The 19,961-nt window shown below is 69.5% G+C and carries 16 protein-coding genes; 5 read left to right on the top strand and 11 right to left on the bottom strand.

Translation table 11 applies throughout. From position 1 onward, the window contains the following. Positions 1-35: 35 nt before the first annotated feature. Complete coding sequence (gene dld, locus COA07_RS11540; RefSeq protein WP_066711784.1) at positions 36-1,715, bottom strand: D-lactate dehydrogenase; 1,680 nt, start codon at positions 1,713-1,715, stop codon at positions 36-38. A 131-nt stretch (positions 1,716-1,846) separates the two neighbouring features. On the opposite strand from dld, the gene COA07_RS11535 reads away from it, so the two are divergent. After that, positions 1,847-2,830 carry a bile acid:sodium symporter family protein gene (locus COA07_RS11535; protein ID WP_066711783.1) on the top strand — a complete coding sequence of 328 codons (984 nt, stop codon included), beginning with the start codon at positions 1,847-1,849 and terminating at the stop codon, positions 2,828-2,830. 6 nt (positions 2,831-2,836) lie between these two features. Here COA07_RS11535 and COA07_RS11530 read toward each other — a convergent pair whose 3' ends face one another. From COA07_RS11530 to rpiB, 7 genes are all read right to left on the bottom strand, one after another. Beyond that, the gene (locus COA07_RS11530; RefSeq protein WP_066711782.1) at positions 2,837-5,614 is read right to left on the bottom strand and encodes a M14 family metallopeptidase; all 2,778 of its coding nucleotides are present in this window, start codon (positions 5,612-5,614) and stop codon (positions 2,837-2,839) included. A 99-nt stretch (positions 5,615-5,713) separates the two neighbouring features. After that, entirely contained in the window at positions 5,714-7,000 is a 1,287-nt protein-coding gene (locus tag COA07_RS11525; protein ID WP_169924233.1) for a 2OG-Fe(II) oxygenase family protein, read from the bottom strand. Continuing rightward, complete coding sequence (locus COA07_RS11520) at positions 6,997-8,088, bottom strand: TrmH family RNA methyltransferase (protein ID WP_083956940.1); 1,092 nt, start codon at positions 8,086-8,088, stop codon at positions 6,997-6,999. The genes COA07_RS11525 and COA07_RS11520 overlap by 4 nt, the downstream gene beginning before the upstream one ends. A 95-nt stretch (positions 8,089-8,183) precedes the next feature. Continuing rightward, the gene (gene nrdR, locus COA07_RS11515; protein ID WP_066488444.1) at positions 8,184-8,645 is read right to left on the bottom strand and encodes a transcriptional regulator NrdR; all 462 of its coding nucleotides are present in this window, start codon (positions 8,643-8,645) and stop codon (positions 8,184-8,186) included. Between the two features lie 9 nt (positions 8,646-8,654). After that, on the bottom strand, positions 8,655-8,852 hold the full coding sequence (locus tag COA07_RS11510) for a hypothetical protein (protein ID WP_231738787.1): 198 nt from the start codon (positions 8,850-8,852) through the stop codon (positions 8,655-8,657). A gap of 11 nt (positions 8,853-8,863) precedes the next feature. Then, positions 8,864-10,171 carry a serine hydroxymethyltransferase gene (glyA, locus tag COA07_RS11505; RefSeq protein WP_066711835.1) on the bottom strand — a complete coding sequence of 436 codons (1,308 nt, stop codon included), beginning with the start codon at positions 10,169-10,171 and terminating at the stop codon, positions 8,864-8,866. Next, positions 10,168-10,602 carry a ribose 5-phosphate isomerase B gene (gene rpiB / locus COA07_RS11500; protein ID WP_066711836.1) on the bottom strand — a complete coding sequence of 145 codons (435 nt, stop codon included), beginning with the start codon at positions 10,600-10,602 and terminating at the stop codon, positions 10,168-10,170. Before rpiB ends, glyA begins: the two co-directional genes overlap by 4 nt. A 102-nt stretch (positions 10,603-10,704) precedes the next feature. Between rpiB and COA07_RS11495 the strand changes: the two genes are divergently transcribed. Continuing rightward, positions 10,705-11,169 carry a hypothetical protein gene (locus tag COA07_RS11495; protein ID WP_066711837.1) on the top strand — a complete coding sequence of 155 codons (465 nt, stop codon included), beginning with the start codon at positions 10,705-10,707 and terminating at the stop codon, positions 11,167-11,169. A gap of 64 nt (positions 11,170-11,233) precedes the next feature. Continuing rightward, complete coding sequence (locus tag COA07_RS11490) at positions 11,234-12,058, top strand: HTD2 family dehydratase (RefSeq protein WP_066711838.1); 825 nt, start codon at positions 11,234-11,236, stop codon at positions 12,056-12,058. 18 nt (positions 12,059-12,076) lie between these two features. Here COA07_RS11490 and COA07_RS11485 read toward each other — a convergent pair whose 3' ends face one another. Then, positions 12,077-13,306 (bottom strand): NAD(P)/FAD-dependent oxidoreductase, encoded by a 1,230-nt coding sequence (locus tag COA07_RS11485; RefSeq protein ID WP_066711839.1) that lies wholly within the window; start codon positions 13,304-13,306, stop codon positions 12,077-12,079. Positions 13,307-13,358: 52 nt separating this feature from the next. After that, entirely contained in the window at positions 13,359-13,943 is a 585-nt protein-coding gene (locus COA07_RS11480) for an NADPH-dependent FMN reductase (RefSeq protein ID WP_066713473.1), read from the bottom strand. 65 nt (positions 13,944-14,008) lie between these two features. Between COA07_RS11480 and COA07_RS11475 the strand changes: the two genes are divergently transcribed. Both COA07_RS11475 and COA07_RS11470 read left to right on the top strand, forming a co-directional pair. After that, positions 14,009-15,625: an MFS transporter gene (locus tag COA07_RS11475; RefSeq protein WP_083957042.1), complete on the top strand. Its 1,617-nt coding sequence runs from the start codon at positions 14,009-14,011 to the stop codon at positions 15,623-15,625. Positions 15,626-15,653: 28 nt separating this feature from the next. Beyond that, complete coding sequence (locus tag COA07_RS11470) at positions 15,654-16,718, top strand: alanine racemase (RefSeq protein ID WP_096641098.1); 1,065 nt, start codon at positions 15,654-15,656, stop codon at positions 16,716-16,718. Positions 16,719-16,772: 54 nt separating this feature from the next. Here COA07_RS11470 and COA07_RS11465 read toward each other — a convergent pair whose 3' ends face one another. Beyond that, a complete protein-coding gene (locus tag COA07_RS11465) occupies positions 16,773-19,961 on the bottom strand; it encodes a TonB-dependent receptor domain-containing protein (RefSeq protein WP_245842129.1) in 3,189 nt (1,062 codons plus the stop codon).

Below are 19,961 nucleotides of genomic sequence, written 5' to 3'. Positions count from 1 at the left end.
GATATAGGAAGCCCCGCCCCGCCACCCAACGCCGCTCAGCGCCAGTCGCGCCCGCGCGGCAGCTGCCCGACCCCGGGGTTCAGCTGATTGCGCGGATCGAGCGCGCGGTAGAAGTCCGCCAGCGCCGGCTTGGCGCGGTACAGATGCCCGACATTGTGCTCGGCGGGATATTCCGCCCCGCGTGCGTCCAGCAACCGCCACAGCCGGTGTTCGAACGCGACCGGATCGGTGCCGCGCCGGACGATATAATCCTGATGGAACACGTGGCAGAAGAAATGCCCGTAATAGAGGGTGTGGATCACCTCGCCCGCCAAGTCGCCCGGCAGCGTCTCGGTCCAGTCGCGCGCGTTGCGCGGCAGCGCGACGTCCAGCGCGACGATATCCTCCACGGTGTCGCGATGCACCGCGCGGTACCGCACCGCCGCCCCCGCCGCGACGAAGCGGTGGAGGAACGCCTTCTTCGCCTCGACCGCGTCGCACTCGAACCAGCCGTCGGCGCCGATCGTGTCGTCCAGCAGCGCGCGGGTCGCCGCCGCGGCATCGCCCGGCATCTTCAGGATCAGGTGATGCGGATAACGGTCGCGGAACGCGCGCATCCGCGCCGGCAGGTGATCGCGCAGCCACCGCCCGGCGCGCTGCATCCACCGGTCGCTCGCACCCGGCCACAGCGCGTCGATGCGGCCCTTCGCGGCCCACAGCGCAGGAAGCCGCGCGGTGCCCAGCCGCTCGATCACCGCGAACATGTCCCGCCCATAATGGTCGGCGATGTCGAACGCGGTGCGGTGCATGTATTCGCCCGCGATCGGCAGCAGTTCGGGGCGCGACAGGATCGCGCGGCGCAGCCCGGTCAGCGCCATCGGGTCGCCGGTGCCGATGTAGAAGGTAGCGGTGTCGCGCTCGACCGGGAAGGTATCCAGCCGCACCGCGAACACGATCAGCTTGCCCGCGCTCCCCGCCGCCTCGCGCAGCCGCCGCGGGTCGGCGTTGAAGCGCGCCGGGGTGTCGGCGTCGATCGCGCGGACGTGCTGCGCATAATCATGGTCGTGCGCGCGCGCCGCGTCGCACGCCTTCACCTGTGCATCGGAAAAGTCCCCGCGCTCGACCCGCGCCAGCACCTCTTCCGGCGCATCGCCCAGCGCGATGCCCAACCGGTTGACCAGCCGCAGTACCCCGTCCGCCCCGACCTGTCCGTACAGCGCCAGTTCGGTATAGGCCGGGCCGCGCCGCACCAGCGATCCGCCCGAATTGTTGCACACGCCCCCGATCACCGACGCGCCGAAGCATGACGATCCGATCACGCTGTGCGGTTCGCGCCCCAGCGGCGCCAGCGCCTTTTCGAGCGCGTCCAGCGTCGTGCCCGGCAGGCACACCACCTGGCGCGCGTCGCGGATCAGGTGCAGTCCCGCGATCCGCATCGTCGCGACGATCACCACCCCGCCGGGATAATCGTCGCCATCGGGGGTCGACCCGCCGGTCAGCCCGGTATTGGCGGCCTGCATGATGATCGACACGTCGGCGGCGACGCACGCCTGCGCGACATGCCACAGTTCGACCAGGCTGCCCGGCCGCACCACCGCCACCGCCGCGCCCGCGCCAGTGCGATAGCCGTGGCGGAACCGCGCGGTCGCCCGCTCGCCGGTCAACAGGTGCCGGCGCCCGACGATCGCGCGCAGGCGCGTCAGCAGCGCGGGGGTGTCCGGCGATGGTCGGGTCATGCGCGTCCTTGTGGCGCCGCCCCCGCCCGGCTTCAAGGGCGCGGGCGCGGCGCGCGGTATAACCGCAAGACATTCGGCGCCCGCATCCCTACAGCGGCGGACATGACCATCGCCCAGTCCCGGCGGCGCTGATGGTGCGCCGCATCCTCGCCGTGTTCGAGCCGTTCGTGCTGATGCTGCTCGGCACCGTCCTCCTCGCCTCGCTGCTGCCGCCGGTCGGGCGCGCGGCGACATGGTTCGGATGGGCGGCGGATGCGGGGATCGTGCTGCTGTTCTTCCTGCACGGCGCGCGGCTGTCGCGCGACGCGATCGTGCAGGGGCTGCGCAACTGGCGGCTGCATCTGGCGGTGTTCGCCACCACCTTCGCGCTGTTCCCGCTGCTGGGGATCGCGGTCGCGCACCTGCCGCTGCTGACGCCGACGCTGGCGGGCGGGTTCCTGTTCCTGACACTGCTGCCCTCGACGGTCCAGTCGTCGATCGCCTTCACCTCGATCGCGCGCGGCAATGTCGCCGCGGCGGTGTGCAGCGCGTCCTTTTCGAACCTTGCCGGGATCGTCCTCACCCCCGCGCTGGTGGCGCTGACGATGCGGGGGATGGCGGGCGGCGGTCAGGCGCACGTCTCGCTGGCGCAGGCGGAGGGGATCGTCCTGCAACTGCTCGCGCCGTTCGTCGCCGGGCATCTGATGCGCCCGCTGGTCGGCGCGTGGATCGCACGGCGCAAGGCGCTGGTGACGACCGTGGATCGCGGGTCGATCCTGCTGGTCGTCTATACCGCGTTCGGCGCGGCGGTGGCGGACGGGCTGTGGCGGCGGGTGACCGGCGGCGATCTGGCGATGCTGCTGGCGCTGTGCGCCGCGCTGCTGGCGGTGGTGCTGGCGGTCACCTGGTATGCGGCAAAGGCGCTGCGGCTGCCGCGCGGCGACGCGATCGTGCTGCTGTTCTGCGGATCGAAGAAAAGCCTGGCAGCGGGCGTGCCGATGGCCGGCGTACTGTTCCCCGCCGCGCAGGTCGGGCTGGCGATCCTGCCGGTGATGCTGTTCCACCAGATCCAGTTGATCGCCTGCGCCGTCATCGCCCGCCGGCTGGGCGCCGCGGCGCCCGCCGACGTGGCGTGACCCGTCCTACCGGGCGGCGGCGGCCGCCGGGCCGTAGAGGATGCCGTTGAACAGCAGCTTGAACGTCGCATAGGGCTGCGCGCGCTGGGTGACCTCCGGCCCCATCGCAAACAGCTTGCCCCGCCCCAGGTCGGTTTCCGCGACCGCCACGGTGCCGTTCAGTTTCTCCTGCCCCACGGCCCAGCCGCTGCGCAGCGGCGCGGCGCCCTCGAACCACGCGATCCGGCGCAGGTCGGGGGCGGCGACGAACGGCTGGCTTTCGTCGAAGAACATGTCGACCGTCGGCGTCATGCCGTAAGCGAGCGGCTGGCGCGGATCGACGCTGGCGCGGATCAGCGATCCGGGGATGTAGAAATCCTTGTGCGGCAGCGCCGCGACGCTGCCGTCGGGCTTCTTCGTCACCAGGGCGGGCTGGATCGTGGGCGTCAGCCACGTCGCCAGCGTATTGGCGCTGCCCACCGTGATGACGGTGCCGCCCGCGCTCGCGAAGTCGCGCACCGCCGGCAAGGTCTTGTCCTGCGTCACCTCGCCCAGCCAGCCGCGATATTCGGCCGGAATGTCCTCCGCCTTGGGCAACGTGGTGCGATAGCCGCCCGGATAGGCGCCGCCGCGCGCCACCGGCACCGTGCCGTCGGCGAACAGCAGCACGTCATATTTCGCCTTGATGTTCCCGGCGTCGAGCTGCCCCGGATAGACGACCTCGAACGGGAATTCGTATTGTTCCAGCAACCAGCGGGTCCAGCCGGCGGGCATCACCCCGCCGTAACGGTCGACCAGCCCAATCTTCACCGGCTTCAGCTTCCACGTCGTGCCCGCCGGTGCGCGCGCCATCGCATAGGCATCGACCCCCAGCGGCGCGGACTGCGCGATCACGCCCTGCGCCGCCGGCGATGCCGGCACCCACAGCGCACCCGCCGCCAGCGTCCGCCCGGCGACCTTGCTCTCGCCCGGCACCCAGTGGACGGGCACCCCGGCCTTCAGCAGCCGGTTGGTCAGGATGAAGCCGTTGTTCGCCTCATGCCCGATCAGCCACCCGGCCTTGCCGCTGCCGATCACGCGGCCCGCGGGCGGCGCCAGCAGCTCCTCGGTCACCTTCTCGAACCGCCCGTCGAACCCATCGACGACGCGGTCGAACTGCACCCCCATCTGATAGGCCAGCGTATAGCCGGTGATGTCGTACGGCGCCTTGGGCGGGCCGCCCGGATACTCCGCGTCGTGCGGGTGATCCTGCGGCTCGAACATGTCGAGGACGTGCGGGCGATAGGCCTGCGCGGTGCGCACGACATAGCTGCCCGCCGGATAGCGCTTGCCCCCCGCGGTGAACGGCGCGGCGGCGCGCTCCACGTCGACGCCGTTCTTCAGCAGCGCATTGAGGAACGCGATCGTCGTCGGCAGGTCGCGCTGCTGCGCGGGCGGCAGGATATAGCCGCGCGCGTCGCGCATCGCCGGATCGTTCAGCACCGAGCGGTACAGCGCCGGGTCGACCGCAGGCGGCCCGCGGAAATAGGTTTCGCCGCCCGGCGCGGTCTTGCCCTTGGCCGCCTCCATCACCGCATCGACGCGGCGCGGGGTGATCGTCCAGCTGTCCTGGCTGCCCTTCTCGATCGCGGCATGGCCCATCCGCCAGATGTTCATCAGCAACCGTTCGCGGTTGCGCGCAGCATAATCCATGACCGCGCGGTTCAGCGTCCACTGATATTCCAGGCTGTCCTTCAGGTGCCAATCGCCCGGGCCGATCGGCAGCGTCTCGTCGTTGCGCGCCAGCTGCGTCTGCGGGATCAGCGGGATCTTCTCCGGCGTCGGCCCGCCGATGATCTCGGTCAGCAGCCCGATCGAATTGTGAAAATAGGCGACCGACCGCACCATGCCGTTGTGCCACGTCGAATAGGGTGCGGCGGACCTGGCGCCCGATCCCGCTTTCTCCTCGGCGACCAGCCGGCTGTGCATCGCCGCGCCGACCTCCTGCAATTCGTTCATCACGATCGGCGAATAATTGTAGTTGAACGGATCGCGGAACGGGGGGACGAACACCACCATCCCCGCCGGCCCGGTCTGATGCTGGTTGAAGATGATCTGCGGATACCATTGGCGGAAGAACACGCGGTTCAGCGCGGTCGTCTCGGGCATCTGCGCCATGAAGCTGTCGCGGTTGTTATCGTGCCCGACATACTTCTGGTACAATCGCGGGATCGTGCGGAATTCGCGGTCCTTCGGGTCCTTGTTGCGCATGTACCAGTCGGCGACCAGCTGCAGCCCGTCGGGATTGTCCTGACCGAACAGCACGATCGTCTCGTCCAGGATGCGCTTCGTCTCGGCATCCTGCCCGCTCAGCATCCGGTACAGGACGTGGATCTGGCTCTGCGTCGTCACCGTCTCGGTCGCGTGCAGCCCGGCGTCGATCCACACGACCGCGCGCCCCTCGCCCGCCAGCGCCTGTGCCTGCGCCTCGGTCACGTTCTCGGCGCGCGCCAGCTGGCGCGCGATGTCGCGATAGCGGTCCAGCTTCGCCAGGTTCTGCGGGCTGGAGACGACCGCGACCCACATCGTGCGCCCCTCGGCGGACTTGCCGATGTCGATCAGCTTGATCCGGTCGGACTGCGCCGTCAGCGTCTTCAGATAGCGTTCGTAATCGTCGTAATCGGCCAGATAGTAATCGCTGCCCGGCTCGCTGGCGAAAGCCTCGGCGGGGGACGGCAGCGTGCCCACCTTGGGGGAGATCGGGGCGGCCCCGGCGGGTATCGCCAGCGCCAGCGCGGCAGCGCCGATCAGAAAGGCCGTCTTCATCGCCTCATTCCCCTTTGTCGCTTGTTTCAGCTGTGTTTTCAGCTCTTCTTTGTCATGACGCAGCAATCGCCCGGCCCCGCACCCGGCAGTGCGAAAAAATCACGCCGGCACCACGTCGAACGCCACCGTCAGCCGCGTCGCCTCGCCATCGAACGGCTCGGTCCCGTGCCACAGATAGGACGGGAACAGCGCCACCATCCCCGCTTCGGGGCGGATATGGCGCAGCGGCGCCAGCGCCGGGCGCGTCGGCACCCCCGGCCGCCCCAGCGCCAGCCACCCCTGCGGCGCGCGCGCCACCGCATCGGGCAAGGCGACGTAAAAGGCGGAGGACAGCCACCCGGCAGGGTGGACGTGATCGGTGTGGAACCCGCCCGGCCGCAACCGCACCGACCAGGCGCCCGCGAACCGGTAACCACCGGTCACGCGCCGCCGTACCGCATCGTCGCCGCTGCCCAGCCCCGCGATATGCGCGCGGATCGGTGCGTCCAGCGCCGCGAACAGCGCGCGGATCACCGGCACGTCCGACCGCGACAGGTCGACCTGCGTCTGGCTGCCGTGGCGGATCGACTGTTCCAGCGGATGCGCCCGCCAGCCGTGCAGCCCCTCCAGCGCCGCCGCCAGATCGGCCAGGAACGCCGGCAGGTCCGCCCAGCCCGGGGGCGTCGCGATCCGCCGCGCGGTGACCAGCGCGGGATCCCCGCACAGCGCCGCATGGCGCGGATCGCCCGTCAGTCGCCACGCCGTCGCCAGCAGCGCGATCGCCGCCTGATCGTCGGGCGCGGCCGCGACGACCCGCTCCGCCAGCGCCGCCGCCTCGCCCACGCGCCCCAGATGCAGCAGCGCCTCGGTCGCCGCGCGCGCCGCCGCGATGGAGGCGGGCGCGGCGGTCAGCGCGGCGGTGGCATGGTCCAGCTGGCGCTGCGCGCGCCCCAATTGCCCCGCCATCCCCGCCGCCGCCAGCCGCACGTCAAGCGTGCCGGGCGCGCGCGCCGCCGCGCGGTCCAGCACCGCCGCCGCGCGCTCCGGCTGGCCGACACCGTTCAGCACCGCGCCGCGCACCAGCGCCAGCTCGATCGTGTCGGGCGCCGCGTCCAGCGCGCGCAGCGCCGCCGCCGCATCGCCGCTGCGCATCCAGCGCAATTGCGCCCAATCGCGATGCGCCACCGCATAATCGGGCCGCCGCGCGATCGCCGCGGCAAACGCTCGCTCGGCATCGTCCCAGCGGCCCAGCGTCTGGAGCGCGCGGGCGTGGACCAGATGCGTTTCCGGCGCATCGCCCCCCGCGGCGAACGCACGCGCGCACGCCGCCACCGCCCCCGCGGCATCGCCCGCATCGCCCAGCCGCGCGGCCAGATTGTGCGCCGATACCGCGTCGCGCGCGCTCATCCCGGCCGCTTCTTCGGCATCAGCGCCGACAGGACGCCGCGCACGGTGCGCACCTCCTGGCTCGACCATGCCGGCTTGGTCAGCAGCGTGCGCAGCATCCGCCGCGTCGCGATGGTACGATCGGGCGGGAAGAAATAGCCCGCCTCGTCCAGCATCGCGTCCAGCTGCGCGATCATCCCGTCCAGCTCGAACTGCGGCGCGGGCGGGTTCAGCTCCACCTCCGGCGGGCTGGCCAGCGCCACCCCCTTCGACCATTCGTAGGCGACCAGGATCACCGCCTGCGCCAGGTTCAGGCTGCCGAACTCCGGGTTGATCGGCACCGTCACGATCGTGCGCGCCAGCGCGACGTCGTCGGTCTCCAGCCCCGACCGCTCCGGCCCGAACAGGATCGCGGCGCGCGCGCTATCGCGGTGGATCGCCGTGGCGGCGGCCTCGGGCGTCACCACCGGCTTGGTCACCCCGCGCTTGCGCACCGTGGTGGCATAGACGTGCGCACAATCCGCCACCGCCTCCGCCACGCTGTCGAACACCGTCGCCCGTTCCAGCACGACATCCGCCCCCGACGCCGCCGGCCCCGCCTGCGGATTGGGCCAGCCGTCGCGCGGGGCGACCAGCCGCAGCTCGGTGAGCCCGAAATTGAGCATCGCCCGCGCGGCCTTGCCGATGTTCTCGCCCAGCTGCGGGCGGACCAGGACGATGACGGGGGGTGGGGCGGCCATCGCGGCCTGTGGGTTCGCACCGGTATCGGACGAAGCCGTGGCTACCCCATCCGTTCGGTTCGAGCCGGCGTCGAGCGAAGCCGAGACGCGCGGTAGAGAACGCGCCGCCGCGGAGACACCGGCCCAGTCGCCCACGAACAGCGCCTCCTTCTTCTTCCGCGACCAATCCTTGACCTGCTGCTCGCGCTCAAGAGCCTCGATCCGGGTCGGGAAATCCTGTGCCCACATCAACTCGATCGGTCGGCGGTCGTGGGTATAGCCGGAAATCGTTCCCGCCTGATGCTGTGCGACCCGGCGTTCTAGATCGTCGGTATGGCCGGTGTAATAGCTGCCATCGGCACAGCGCAGGATATAGACCCAGAAGCTCATCCGACAGCGCCTATCCCTCGACACGCCCTCTCGACAAGCTCGATGGCTGCTCGGGACGAACGGAAGTGTTTTCGGTTGCGCGACGCGAACGGCGCCTACCCCCGCCCCGCTTCCTCCACGCTACCCGCGAATTCCTCGAAATCGCGCGCCTCGCTGAACTCGCGATACACGCTGGCGAAGCGGATATAGGCGACCGAATCCAGCCCCTTCAGCCCGTCCATCACCATCTCGCCGATGCGCTTGGACGACACCTCGGCCTCGCCGCTCGTCTCCAGCTGGCGCTGGATGCCGCTGACCAGTTTCTCCAGCTGGATCGCCTCTACCGGGCGCTTGCGCGCAGCGATCGAGACCGAGCGCAGCAGCTTGTCGCGTTCGAACGGTTCGCGGCGATGCTCGCTTTTCACCACGGTCAGCTCGCGCAGCTGGATGCGCTCGAACGTGGTGAAGCGCGCGCCGCACCCCTCACACTGGCGCCGGCGACGGATCGCCGCCCCGTCGTCGGTGGGGCGGCTGTCCTTTACCTGGCTGGCTTCATGTCCGCAAAAGGGGCAGCGCATCGCGGGGCGTCAAAGCCCCTTGTTCTTCGTGCCCTTGTGATACGCCCAGGCGGCACCCGCCAGCGCACCGAACACCGGGCCGACGAACGGCACGGGGATGGCGACCACCGCGCCCAGCGCACCCCATTTGGCCATGCTCTTGCCCAGCCCCGGCGTACCCTTCACGGTCGACTGCACCTCACCGATCTTCTCGTCGAACTTCGCCACCATCGGCCTCCTTACTGGTAGATGGGGAACCGAGCGCACAGCGCGCGAACACGTTCCCGCACATTCGCCTCGACCGCGGCGTCGCCTGCCTCGCCCTGTTTGGCCAGGCCGTCCAGCACGTCGGCGACCATGTTGCCGATCTCGCGGAATTCGGCAGTGCCAAACCCGCGCGTGGTGCCCGCCGGGCTGCCGACGCGGATGCCGCTGGTCTTCATCGGCGGCAGCGGATCGTTGGGGATTCCGTTCTTGTTGCAGGTGATGCCGGCGCGTTCCAGCGCCTCGTCGGCGTCCTTGCCCGTGACGCCCAGCGGGGTCAGGTCGACCAGCGCCAGATGCGTGTCGGTGCCGCCCGAAACGAGGTCAGCGCCGCGCTCCTTCAGCGTCGCGGCCAGCACCTTGGCGTTCTCGACCACGCTGGCGGCATAGCTCTTGAATTCGGGGCGCAGCGCCTCGCCGAACGCCACCGCCTTGGCGGCGATGACGTGCATCAGCGGCCCGCCCTGCAGGCCGGGGAACACCGCCGAGTTGATCTTCTTGGCGATCGCCTCGTCATCGGTCAGGATCATGCCGCCGCGCGGGCCGCGCAGCGTCTTGTGCGTCGTGGTGGTGACGACATGCGCATGGCCGAACGGCGTCGGGTGGACGCCCGCCGCGACCAGCCCGGCGAAATGCGCCATGTCGACCATGAAGGTCGCGCCGACCTGATCCGCGATCGCGCGGAACCGCGCGAAGTCGATGTGGCGCGGATAGGCCGAGCCGCCCGCGATGATGATCCGCGGGCGATGTTCCTTCGCCAGCGCCTCGACCGCGTCATAGTCGATCAGGTGGGTGTCGGCGGTGACGCCATATTGCACCGCGTTGAACCACTTGCCGCTCTGCGCCGCGCGCGCGCCATGCGTCAGGTGCCCGCCCGCATCCAGGCTGAGGCCCATGACCGTGTCGCCCGGCTTGGCCAGCGCCAGCATCACCGCGCCGTTCGCCTGCGCGCCCGAATGCGGCTGGACGTTGGCATAGCCGCAGCCGAACAGCTGCTTGGCACGCTCGATCGCCAGCGTCTCGACCTCGTCCGACGGGTGGCAGCCCTGATAGTAGCGCTTGCCCGGATAGCCCTCGGCATATTTGTTGGTGAAGACCGAGCCCTGGGCCTCCAGCACCGCGCGGCTGACGATATTCTCCGACGCGATCAGCTCGATCTGCGTCTGCTCACGCGTCAGTTCGTGTTCGACGCCGGCGAACACCGCCGGATCGGCATCGGCCAGCGTGCGGGTGAAGAAGCCGTCCGGCTGGACGTCGTTGAGGGCGGCGGGGTTCGTGCTCATACGGACTCCTTGAGCATGTCGACGCGCGCGGCATGGCGCCCGCCGAGGAAATCGGTGGACAGGAACGCGCGGACGCAGGCGCGGGCCATTTCCGGCCCGATCAGCCGTGCGCCCATCGCGATGGCATTGGCATCGTTGTGGCTGCGCGCCAGTTCGGCGGACAGCGGCTCGGCGACCAGCGCGCAGCGTACCGCCGGGTTGCGGTTGGCGGCGATCATGATGCCGATCCCCGATCCGCACAGCGCGATTCCGCGCTCCGCCGCGCCCGATGCGATCGCATCGGCCAGCTTGCGGCCGTAATCGGGATAGTGGACGCTGGCATCGTCATGCGTGCCCAGGTCGAGCATCTCGTGCCCCTCTGCGGACAACCAGTCGCGCAGGTCGTTCTTGAGCGGGACGGCGGCATGATCGCAGGCGATCGCGATACGCAAGGGGGGCGACTCCCATGGCGGTGGAACGTCCGCGAGCCTGTAGCGGCGCGCGCCCGCGAACGCCACCCGGAACACGCACCGATCGTCATCGGTTGGTCATCCATGACCAGGACATTCGCGCTCGCGCTCCTCGCCCTCCCGCTCGCGGCCTGCGGCCAGCCCGCCGCGCCCGACACCGCCCCCGGCAACGCCGTAATGCCCACTGCGGCGGCCGCGACGGACGCGATCACGCCATCCGTCGCCCCCGCTGCCAATGCGGTCGCGCCGCTACCCGCCGCAACGGCGAAGCTGGAGGCCGATTATCTTGGCCGTTGGGTGGGCGTGGAAGGAATGTTCCTGAACGTCACGAGGCGCGCGGGCGGCGGCGTGACGCTGGAGATGCAATGGGATCTCGACCATCGCGGCACCTTCCCGGGTTCGGTCACTGCGGAGGGGCTGCGCTTCACCCGCAACGGCGTGGACGAGGTCGCCGTTCCCGGCGATGGCGACGCAACCGGCCTTAAGTGGCTTGCAGGGAAAAAGAATTGCCTGATCGTCAAGTCCGGGGAAGGATACTGCCGGGCCTGACGACGGCATGGCGCGATGCGGCCCGCACGACCGGGGTACGCGGATCGGAGGAGGGGGAAAGGCGATGAAAGAGCTGCGCGCCTGGATCGGCTCGGAAGAAGCCGCGAACGACATCGTCGCTCCGGCGATGGTCCAGAAATTCCGCGCCACGCTGGGACTGGTCGACGAGCGCGACCTCGCGCCGCGGCTGATCCATTTCTGCCTGTGCCAGCCCGCCGCGGACGCCGCCGCACTGGGACCGGACGGGCATCCGCGGCGTGGCGGGTTCCTGCCCCCGGTGCCGCTGCCACGCCGCATGTGGGCGGGCGGCGACATCGAATTTTCCGGCGACCTGCGCGTGGGAGAGGGGGTCACCCGCCGCTCGCGCGTGGCGGATGTGGTGGTGAAGGACGGGCGCAGCGGCACCTTGTGCTTCGTCACCGTCGATCATGCGTTTCATCGCGCCGACGGCAGCTGCGCGGTCCGCGATCGCCAGACGATCGTCTACCGCGACACCGCCACCGTGCTGCCGCCCGCCGCGCCGCAACCGGCGCCGGAGGGCGCGGTGGTGGAAACGGTCGTGCCGTCGCCGACGCTGCTGTTCCGCTATTCCGCGCTCACCTTCAACGCGCACCGCATCCATTACGACCATCGCTATGCCACGCAGGTGGAAGGCTATGCCGGCCTGGTGGTGCATGGCCCGTTGCAGGCGACGCTGCTGATCGACCTGGCGACGCGCCGCGGCGGGCGCGCGCCCGATCGCTTCACCTTCCGCAGCCTGTCGACGATCTTCGACACCGATACGCTGCGCTGCCACGCCGGCCCGCGCGACGGCGCGACGATGCGACTGTGGACCGCCCGCCCCGGCGGCCCGGTGGCGATGCAGGCGGAAGCGACGTGGAACGACTGACGGAGCGGTAACGCCGCGTCACCCCGCCGCCAGTTCCTTCAGCGGGACGCCCGCATCGCCCAGCCGATCGGCCGGAATGGCCGCCCCGGCCACCACCAGCGCGCGGCCCTGCACATAATCCTTGGTCGCGTTGACGCAATCGAGCGCGATCACGCGCCCCTGCTTCAGATACACCAGCGAGAAGCTGCGCGTCGCCGGATCGCCGCGCAGCACCGCCTCGTCATGCCCGGTCGACAGGCCGACGGTCTGCAGCTTCAGGTCGTACTGGTTCGACCAGAACCACGGCACCGCCTCGTAATCCTCCGCCGCGCCCGTCAGCGCCTTGGCCACGATCGTCGCCTGGTCGTTGGCGTTCTGCACCGATTCCAGCCGGATCGATGCGCCATCGGCGAAGCGGTTGGCGTGAAGCGCGCAGTCGCCGATCGCCAGCACGTGGGGAAGCGAGGTGCGGCATTGCGCGTCCACCGCCACGCCGTTCCCGCCCTCGGCCCCCGCCGCCAGCAGCGGCTCGACCGCGGGGATGATGCCGATGCCGACGATCACCATCTCGCACGACAGCGTCTCACCATCGGCCATCCGCACGCCGGTGACGCGCGCGCCGTCGCCGACGATGCAATCGACGCGGGCGTCCAGCCGCACCTCGACGCCATGCGCGCGATGCTCCGCCTCGTAGAAGCGCGACAGCGGCTCGCCCGCCACCCGCGCCAGCACGCGCGGCAGCGCCTCCAGCAGCACGACCTGCTTGCCCAGCTTGGTCAGGACCGCCGCGGCCTCCAGCCCGATATAGCCGCCGCCGATCACCACCACGCGGCGCGTCGTCGGCAACTCGCCCATCAGCCGGTCGACATCGGCACGGGTGCGCACCGCATGCACCCCGGTCAGGTCGTGACCGGCGCAGGTCAGCCGCCGCGGCGCGCCGCCGGTCGCCCAGATCAGCGTGCCGTAGCCGATCGTCTCGCCGTCCTGGCTGGTGACCTGATGCGCCGCGGGGTCGACCGACACGATGCGCGTGCCGGGGATCATCGCCACCTGCTTTTCGTCCCAGAAGGCGGCGGGGCGCAGGAGGATGCGTTCGAACTGCTTGTCCTGCGCCAGATATTCCTTGGACAGCGGCGGGCGTTCATAGGGGAGTTCAGGCTCGTCGCCGATCAGCGCGATCGTGCCGTCGAACTTGCGCTGGCGCAGCGCGATCGCCGCCTGCGCGCCCGCATGGCCGGCACCGACGATGACGATATCGTACTGCTTCATCCCGCTCTCCCCCGGCCTGTCGTCCCGCCGATGCACCAAGGCGGGCGCGGCTTCAATAGGGCGGGGCCACCCGCTCGCGCTGCGCCCGCGCCGCCTGCGCCCACCAGGCGAGGTCGCGCGCGAAGCGCCCGAACGCGCGTTCCAGCGACGCGCCGGCATCGCCGAGCGGCCGCCCGTCGGCATCCAGCGTCGCCGCGATCGGCCCGACGGTCAGCGTACTGGGGATCACCGGCATCCCCATTTCGGGAAGGATCGCGTGCCAGATCGAACTGGCGCGCGCGCCGGCCAGCCGCCCGGCCGAATAGCTGGCGATCGCCGCCGGACGCCAGAACCATTCCTCCAGGAAATGGTCGGTCAGGTTCTTCAGTCCGGGCTGCGGCCCCCAATTATACTCGCCGGTGACGAACACGAACGCATCGGCGGTGCGGATGCGCACCGCCAGCGCCTCCATCGCGGGCGGCGCCTCGCCCTTGGGATATTCCTTGTACATGCGGTCCAGCATCGGCAGCCCGACCTCCTGCGCATCGACCAGCTGCGCGTCATGCCCCTCGCCCGCGAACCGTTCGGTCAGGAACCGCGCCAGCCGGATACCGGCGCGGTCGGCGCGATAGGAACCGTAGAAGATCAGGATGTTCATGCCCCCACCTTGCCGCGACCGACCGGGCGGGTAAACCTGTCGCCGATAACGAGGGGGAGAGCGCGATGGCATCGCACGGCACAAGCGGCATCACGATGGGGGCGGATGACGCGCCGGGCACCGCCGACATCCGGCTGGTCATTTCCGCCTCCGCGCTCGGCACCGTGTTCGAATGGTATGATTTCTTCATCTACGGCACGCTGGCCGCATCGGGGATCATCGGCCGCGCCTTCTTCCCCGCCGGCAACGAAACGGTGCAGACGCTGCTGGCCTGGGCCGGCTTTGCGGTCGGTTTCGGCTTCCGCCCGCTCGGCGCGGTGGTGTTCGGCTATCTCGGCGACCGGCTGGGCCGCAAATACACCTTCCTGGCCACCATCGCGCTGATGGGCATCGCCACCGCCGGCGTCGGGCTGACGCCGGAGGCATCGGCGATCGGCATGGCCGCGCCCGCGATCGTCCTGTTGCTGCGCGTGGCGCAGGGGCTGGCACTGGGCGGCGAATATGGCGGCGCGGCGATCTATGTCGCCGAACATTCGCCGCGCGGCCGGTCGGGCTTCTACACCAGCTTCATCCAGGCCGGGGTGGTCGGCGGCTTCCTGCTCAGCCTGGCGGTGATCCTCATCGTGAAGGCGATGCTGCCCGCCGCGACGTGGAGCGCATGGGGCTGGCGCATCCCGTTCCTCTTTTCGGTCGTGCTGCTCGCCATCTCGCTGTGGATGCGGCTGAAACTGTCCGAAAGCCCGGTCTTCCGAAAGATGCGCGCCGCCGGGGAGCAGGTCGCCAACCCGATCAAGGAAAGCTTCACCTATCCGGGCAACCTGAAACGGATGATCGTCGCGCTGTTCGGCATCGCCGCCGGGCTGACGGTGATCTGGTACACCGCGATGTTCACCGTCCTGTCCTTCCTCCAGACGACGATGCGCGTGGAGGAAACCACCGCGCAGGTCATCACCGGGGTCGGCGTGGCGGCGGGGGTCGGCTGGTTCTTGCTGTTCGGGCACGTGTCCGACCGGATCGGGCGCAAGAAGCCGATCGTCGCGGGCTATATCCTGACGCTGGTGCTGCTGTTCCCGATCTTCTGGCTGATGGGCGCGGCCGCCAATCCGGGGCTGGCCCGCGCGGCGGCGACGCAGCCGGTGGTCGTCCATGGCCCGCGATGCAGCTACAGCCCGTTCGACAAGGTGCAGGCGACCCCGTGCGGCAAGCTGCTCGACCATCTGTCGAAAAGGGGCGTGCCCTATTCCGTGGTGGCCGGTCCCAGCGCCTATGCCGCGATCGGCACGGGCGCCGCGCCTGTCGCCGATCCCGCCGCGCTCGACGCCGCACTGGCGCGGGCCGGGTACGATCTGACGCCGGTGCGCCCGTCGCCGGGCAATATCGCGCTGATTCTGGTCGCGATCCTCGCCATGTCGCTGCTGTCGGGGGTCACCTACGGCCCGGTCGCGGCGCTGCTGGCGGAGATGTTTCCACCCGCGATCCGCTATTCCTCGCTGTCGATCCCCTATCATCTGGGCACCGGCTATTTCGGCGGGTTCCTGCCGTTCATCAGCCAGTATATCGTCGCCAGGACCGGCGATCCCTATGCCGGGCTGTGGTACACGTTCGCGGTCGTGGTGCTGGCGCTGCTGGTCACGCTGTTCGGCCTCAAGGATGATCGCCACGGCGCGGCCGCGGTGGCGTGATCGCGCCGCGCGCGCTACCTGCGCGGGGATGACGCCCCTCCCCGACACCGCCCCTCACCGCCTGCGCCTGTCCGCCGATGCGCTCGTCGCCAACTGGCGCGCGCTGGCGCGGATGAGCGGTGCGGGCGCGGCATGCGGCGCGGCGGTGAAGGCCGACGGCTACGGGCTGGGCGCGGCGGCGGTGGCGCAGCGGCTGGCGGCGGCGGGGTGCCGCGACCTGTTCGTCTCGTCCTGGGCGGAGGCGGCGGCGCTGCCTGTCGAGAGCGCGCTAGGCCTCTCCGTCCTGCACGGCGTCCGCGCCGAGGACATGGCGGCCGCCGCCGCGCTGCCGCACGTCCGCCCCGTGCTCAACACCCCGCAACAGGTCGCACGCTGGCGCGCCGGCGGCGGGGGGCGGGCGTGCGACGTGATGGTCGACACCGGCATGAACCGGCTGGGCATCGCCGCCGCGGACATCGCCGACGGGCTGCTCGACGGCCTCGCGATCGACACGCTGATGAGCCACCTGGCCTGCGCCGACGAACCCGATGCGGCGATGAACCGCGACCAGCTGCGCCGCTTCGCCGCGCTGCGCGGGGCGACGGGCGCGCGGCGGATGAGCCTGGCCAATTCCGCCGGGATCGCGCTGGGCCGTGACTATGCCTTCGACCTCACCCGCCCGGGGCTGGCGCTGTACGGCGGCATCCCCTGCCCCGCGCTGGCCGACACGATCCGCCCGGTCGTCACGATCGAGGCGCAGTTGCTCCAGCGCCGCATCGTGCGCGCGGGCGAGGTGGTGGGTTACAACGCCACCTGGACCGCGCCCGCCGACACGCCGGTGGGCATCGCCAACCTCGGCTATGCCGACGGCTACGGCCGCGGCTTTTCCGACCGCGGACGCGCGCGCGCGCTGGCGGGCGACGGCGCATGGCTGCCGGTGATCGGCCGCGTCTCGATGGACCTGGTCGCGCTGGACCTGACCGGCACCGCGCTGGCGGAAGGCGACTGGATCGCCTTCGACCCCGACCTGCCCCGCGCCGCCGCCGCGTCGGGCCGCAGCCAGTACGAACTGCTCACCGGCCTGGGGAAGCGGTTCGACCGGATCTGGGCATAAGAAACGGGCCGCTTCCCTGGGGGAAGCGGCCCGTCAGTAACGTAGAAGACCGGCTCAGAACTTCGCGCGGAAACCCGCGTAGAAGAAGCGGCCCGTCGGATCGTACAATGACCCACCTTCGTTTCCGAGCAGGTCGTACGGCGGCCGCGTATTGGTGAAATTGTCGACGCCGACGTAGAACTGCGACCCCTGCTCGATATCGAATTCGGCGCGGATGTTGTGGTACCATTGCGCCGGATAGAAGGGAAACGGCGTCGCATCGGGGTTATAGGGCGCACGGCCCTGCAGCGGGAAGAACGTTTCGTACTCGTACCCGTTCAGGATCTGCTTCCCGATGTACTGCACCTGGTAATTGAACGAGACGGCACCCGTATCCAGGATGTTCGTCACCTGGAAGCGCCATTCCGGATCACCCAGTTCGAACTTCTGCTGGTTGATGAAGTTCGGCTGGCTGATGTCGGTGTAGTTGTCCCGGTTGATGAGGTAGCTCGCCAGACCGCGGATGTTGAACGTCACGCCGTCCCCGAAATCGTGGCGATAGCCCGCGTCGACGTCGATCCCGCTCGTCTTCTGCCGTGCGTAGTTGAACGGGCGGCCGAAGGTGGAGAAGCCGGGGTTGTTGATGGTGACGACCGAACCGCCCTGGATGACCGTCGTCTGGCCGGCGAACGTCCCGTTGGGCAGGCGGTTGACCGAGGCGCAGAACGGATTGTCGATGCCCGACGGATTGTCGTAGCACTGCTCAAGAACGGTCTGCGGCGCGAGCGTGAAGATGACGTTCTTCACCTCGATGTTCCAATAGTCGACCGACAGGTTGAAGCCCGGCAGCGCGCTCGGCTGGAACACGCCACCCAGCGTGAAGCTGCGCCCACGCTCTTCCCGCAGCAGCGGGTTGCCCGTGTTGGCCGCTGCCACGCCGCCGTTCGGGCGGTTGGTAAACGGCTCCGTCGTGGTGACGCCGCCGACCGTGAAGGTCTGCGTCGTCGGCACGCCAGCGGCAGCGCAATTGCGCGGACGGTTGGGATTGTTGTTGATGTTGATCGTGCTGCACGGGTCGGCGAACGCATTGTTGAACGTCTGGCTCGCCGCGCTGAACAGGTTGCCCAGCGTCGGCGCGCGCACAGACTGCTGATAGCTGCCGCGGAAACGCAGATCGCGTACCGGCGCCCAGGTGACGCCGCCGTTCCAGGCCCACACCGTGCCCGTCTGCCCAAGGTTATAGTCGGAGACGCGCGCCGCGCCCTCGACCGTCAGTTCGTGGAAGAAGGGCGTATTGGCGAGGAGCGGTAAGCGCACCTCGGCATAGGCTTCCTTGATCTTGTACGTCGGCGGCGTGAACGCCGGGATGATGTTCAGGAAGGTCTCGCCCGCCGCGGTGCGCGGATCATAGGTCGCGAACTGCTTCTCGGTGCGGTATTCGCCACCCACCGCGAAGCCCACGGGGCCGCCCGGAAGGTTGAAGAAGCTCGCCGTGTCGCCCGAAAGGAAGCCCGACAGGACGAACTGCTCGTTGCGCTGCTTGCGCCACGACGTGTAGCCGAAATAGGCCAGCGATCGCGGATCGACGTTGCCGATGCCGAAGAGATTGGCGGGCACGCAGTTCGGATCGTCGTTGGCGGTGCTCGCGTCGCCGTTCACCGCGCAAATCGCGCGCACACCGTTGGGACCGGTAACGAAGTTGGTGCCGGTGTACCCCGCCGGTGCTGCAACAGCATTTACGGCCTTGCCGAACGGGCTGGCCAAGTTGAACCCGCTGCCCGAGGACAGGATGTTGCCGCCGGTTTCGTAATAGCCGTCGTAGCGACCGTAGTTGGCCGACACCTCGTATCGGAAGTTATCGGCGAACGAGCCGCCGACACCGCCGACGATCCGGAACGTCTCACGCTTGTGGCGCTCGCCACGCGGGCCGAAGTCCTGGTTGTTGCGGCCGATGGTGAACGTCGTCACGCCCGGTGCCAGCACGCTCTGCAGCAGCGCGCGCGCCTGATCGGTCAGGAACGGGTTGGCGGTGCTGAGCGTGTAGGTGCCGAAGGTCGGGGACGATTCCTGCAACGCATTCACGCGGGTATAGGATGCCTCGACGAACGGACGGAACGCCGGCGACACTTCGAACGCGGCGTTGATGTTGGCGTTGACGCGCTCCAGACCGGGCTGGAACTGGCCATTGCCACGCAGCGTGGAGCCGAGCCCGCCGATGCAATTGCCCGACTGGAACGGCCGGAAATCGGTGCCGCATGGATTGCGGATCAGCGTGCCGTCGTTCTGGAAGACGAAGCCGTTGCCGAACTGCGCCAGCGCATTCGTGCTGTTCGGATTGAACAGGCCCGAGCAGGCAAGACCGCGACGTGCGTTGAACGCGGCCGTCGATTCGCCCGCTGCCGGTGCAACCGGGCAGGTGGCGACGAACAGGCCGTATTCCGAGGTTTCCGTGCGACGCAGCCCGCCGATGAACGCGGTGTCGGGGATGCCGTCACCCGTCGCCGGCTCCACGCCTCGGATCGGACCGTTGGACGGGTTGTTCTGGGAGGAGGTGTTCTGCACCAGCTGGAACTGGCGACGGTCACGCCCCTGTTCGCGCTGGTTGTAGAACAGCGGGTTCGCCTTCGCATACTCCACGGCAACGGTGATATTGCCGCGACCTTCAGCGAAATTCTTCCCCGCGATGCCGCTCACCGAATAGGAACCGCGGTCGCCCTCGCCGGAGATGCCACCCTGGCCGCGCAGCTGCAGGCCGTCATAGTCGCGCTTCAGGATGAAGTTGACCACGCCCGCGACCGCGTCCGACCCGTAGATCGCCGAGTTGCCGCCCGTGACGACGTCGACGCGCTCCAGCAGGTCGGCGTTGATGTTGTTCACGTCCCACTGGAACCCGCCGGGCGAGGTCGACACGTGGCGACGGCCGTTGACGAGCACCAGCGTGCGGTCGATGCCAAGGCCGCGCAAATCGAGGAAGTTCGATCCGGCGGTGCCGATGAAGCGGGTCGAATTGGCCTGGCTGTAGGTCGCGCGAAGTTGCGGCAGTTCGTTCAGCTGATCGCCGACCGAGATCGTGCCCGTCGCAAGGATGTCCTGCGGACCGACCGAAGTGATCGGAATCGTCGACGCAAGATTGGGGCGGTTGATGCGCGAACCGGTGACGACGATCTCCGTACCGGCTTCGGCCTCCGCGACCTGCTCCTGCGCAAGTTGTTGACCGGTGTCGTCCCGTGACGACGCCTGCGCAGAAACGGACGGAACGAGCAC

This window comes from Sphingomonas adhaesiva (assembly GCF_002374855.1).
GTDB classification, from domain to species: domain Bacteria; phylum Pseudomonadota; class Alphaproteobacteria; order Sphingomonadales; family Sphingomonadaceae; genus Sphingomonas; species Sphingomonas adhaesiva.
This window is presented reverse-complemented; position numbering and strand designations above follow the sequence as displayed.

What these genes read in the sequence shown, in the direction of transcription:
- COA07_RS11485 (WP_066711839.1), bottom strand. Translation starts at nt 13,306, where the DNA reads ATGAAGCAGTACGATATCGTCATCGTCGGTGCCGGCCATGCGGGCGCG.
- COA07_RS11480 (WP_066713473.1), bottom strand. Translation starts at nt 13,943, where the DNA reads ATGAACATCCTGATCTTCTACGGTTCCTATCGCGCCGACCGCGCCGGT.
- COA07_RS11470 (WP_096641098.1), top strand. Translation starts at nt 15,654, where the DNA reads ATGACGCCCCTCCCCGACACCGCCCCTCACCGCCTGCGCCTGTCCGCC.
- COA07_RS11495 (WP_066711837.1), top strand. Translation starts at nt 10,705, where the DNA reads ATGACCAGGACATTCGCGCTCGCGCTCCTCGCCCTCCCGCTCGCGGCC.
- COA07_RS11525 (WP_169924233.1), bottom strand. Translation starts at nt 7,000, where the DNA reads ATGAGCGCGCGCGACGCGGTATCGGCGCACAATCTGGCCGCGCGGCTG.
- nrdR (WP_066488444.1), bottom strand. Translation starts at nt 8,645, where the DNA reads ATGCGCTGCCCCTTTTGCGGACATGAAGCCAGCCAGGTAAAGGACAGC.
- COA07_RS11475 (WP_083957042.1), top strand. Translation starts at nt 14,009, where the DNA reads ATGGCATCGCACGGCACAAGCGGCATCACGATGGGGGCGGATGACGCG.
- COA07_RS11520 (WP_083956940.1), bottom strand. Translation starts at nt 8,088, where the DNA reads ATGAGCTTCTGGGTCTATATCCTGCGCTGTGCCGATGGCAGCTATTAC.
- COA07_RS11490 (WP_066711838.1), top strand. Translation starts at nt 11,234, where the DNA reads ATGAAAGAGCTGCGCGCCTGGATCGGCTCGGAAGAAGCCGCGAACGAC.
- dld (WP_066711784.1), bottom strand. Translation starts at nt 1,715, where the DNA reads ATGACCCGACCATCGCCGGACACCCCCGCGCTGCTGACGCGCCTGCGC.
- glyA (WP_066711835.1), bottom strand. Translation starts at nt 10,171, where the DNA reads ATGAGCACGAACCCCGCCGCCCTCAACGACGTCCAGCCGGACGGCTTC.
- COA07_RS11530 (WP_066711782.1), bottom strand. Translation starts at nt 5,614, where the DNA reads ATGAAGACGGCCTTTCTGATCGGCGCTGCCGCGCTGGCGCTGGCGATA.
- COA07_RS11535 (WP_066711783.1), top strand. Translation starts at nt 1,847, where the DNA reads ATGGTGCGCCGCATCCTCGCCGTGTTCGAGCCGTTCGTGCTGATGCTG.